Genomic DNA, 1,662 nt, shown 5'->3' on the forward strand with positions numbered 1-1,662 from the left:
CGGGTGGGTCGGTGTGTCATGCTGGGGAGCGCGACGGCAGTGGAGGAAGCCGGTGGGAGTCCGGCGCGGTCCCGCCACTGTCACCGGGGAGCAACCTCTCACCGTACGTCACGGCCGCGACAGCGGTTGGAAGGCCGAGAGGAAGCGCTGATCCGGAAGTCAGGATACTCCGGCCGTCCGCACCGTTACCGAGGGCGAGGAAACCCGAGGGGGGAGTGTGGTATGCCCACGCACGCTTATGACCCGGTGATCAGCACACGACTCGGTGCACGATCCGGCGCACCGCGGCACCGGGCACCATGACGGCCTACCCACTGTCCGCGGTTGTGGGCATGGACGACCTGCGGCTCGCGCTCCTGCTCAACGCGGTGTCACCAGCGATCGGCGGAGTGCTCGTCCGCGGGGAGAAGGGCACCGCCAAGTCCACAGCGGTACGGGGTCTTGCCGTGCTGCTCCCGCCCGTGAACGTGGTGACCGGCTGCCGGTTCTCCTGCGACCCGGGCGCGCCCGAGCCCGACTGCCCCGACGGGCCGCATCCACCTGAGGCCCGGCCGACCACCCGTGCGGCACGTCTGGTGGAGCTGCCGGTCGGCGCCTCCGAGGACAGGGTCACCGGGGCGATCGACCTCGACCGGGCGCTCGCCGAAGGCGTCACCGCGCTGCGCCCCGGGCTGCTCGCCGCCGCCCATCGGGGCGTGCTCTACGTCGACGAGGTCAACCTCCTGCACGACCATCTCGTCGACCTCCTGTTGGACGCGGCCGCGCTCGGCGTGGCCCACGTCGAACGCGACGGGGTGTCCGTTCGCCATGCCGCCCGCTTTCTGCTGGTCGGGACGATGAACCCCGAGGAGGGGGAGCTGCGCCCACAGCTGCTGGACCGCTTCGGGCTGACCGTCGAGGTAGCCGCCAGCCGCCAGCCACAGGTGCGGGCCGACGTGGTGCGCCGCCGGCTGGCCTACGACGCCGACCCGGCCGCTTTCGCCGCCAGGTGGATCGATGAGGAGGCCACACTCGCGGCAAAAATCCTCACCGCTCGTGAACGGCTACCTGGTGTCGGGCTGCCCGATCCCGTCCTGCGTCAGGTCACCGCGGTCTGCGCCGCGTTCGACGTGGACGGGATGCGCGCGGACGTGGTCGTGGCCCGCACCGCGATGGCGCTGGCCGCGTGGGAGGGCCGGGTGACCGTCGACACCGACGACGTCCGCCGCGCCGCCCTCCTGGCACTGCCGCACCGGTGCCGCCGCGGCCCGTTCGACGCGCCCGGCCTGGATGAGGAAACCCTCGTCCAGGCGTTGGACGAGGCCTGCGAGGACAAGGCGCGTGCCAAGGACGATGCGCGGGCGCACGCCGGAGCGCCACCCGCCGACCCAGGCACAGGCACAGATCCAGACCCGGCCCCGCCCACCGGCGGCGGGGGAGACGGCGGTCGCGGAGGCGGCGGCAGGGGGCCGGCACCGAGCGGGCCGGGAACGACAGCGGAACAGGCGGCCGAAGCGGACGTCGTCCCATCCCCGCGTCCCGCGGAAGGCAGCGGCGCCGGAGGTGGGGATGGGGAACGCGGGGATGGGGGCCCCAGCGGGCCCGAACCCGGCGGTGGCGCGGCGCGGGCACACCGTCGCGCCGGCAGTCCTGGCCCGTCGTTTCGCCCGCGCCGCCTGGAGG

The 1,662-nt window shown here is 73.8% G+C and carries 1 protein-coding gene and 1 riboswitch; the gene reads left to right on the forward strand.

What is annotated here, in order from left to right; all coding sequences use genetic code 11:
• Positions 1 to 42 precede the first annotated feature (42 nt).
• Positions 43 to 170, forward strand: a riboswitch (cobalamin riboswitch).
• A gap of 129 nt (positions 171 to 299) precedes the next feature.
• Positions 300 to 1,662, forward strand: a 1,363-nt coding sequence (locus tag MJ785_RS15985; protein WP_239381561.1) for an ATP-binding protein, incomplete at its 3' end; no start/stop codon positions are given.

This window comes from Protofrankia sp. CiT1, from assembly GCF_917627335.1.
In the GTDB taxonomy this organism is placed as follows: Bacteria; Actinomycetota; Actinomycetes; order Frankiales; family Frankiaceae; genus Protofrankia.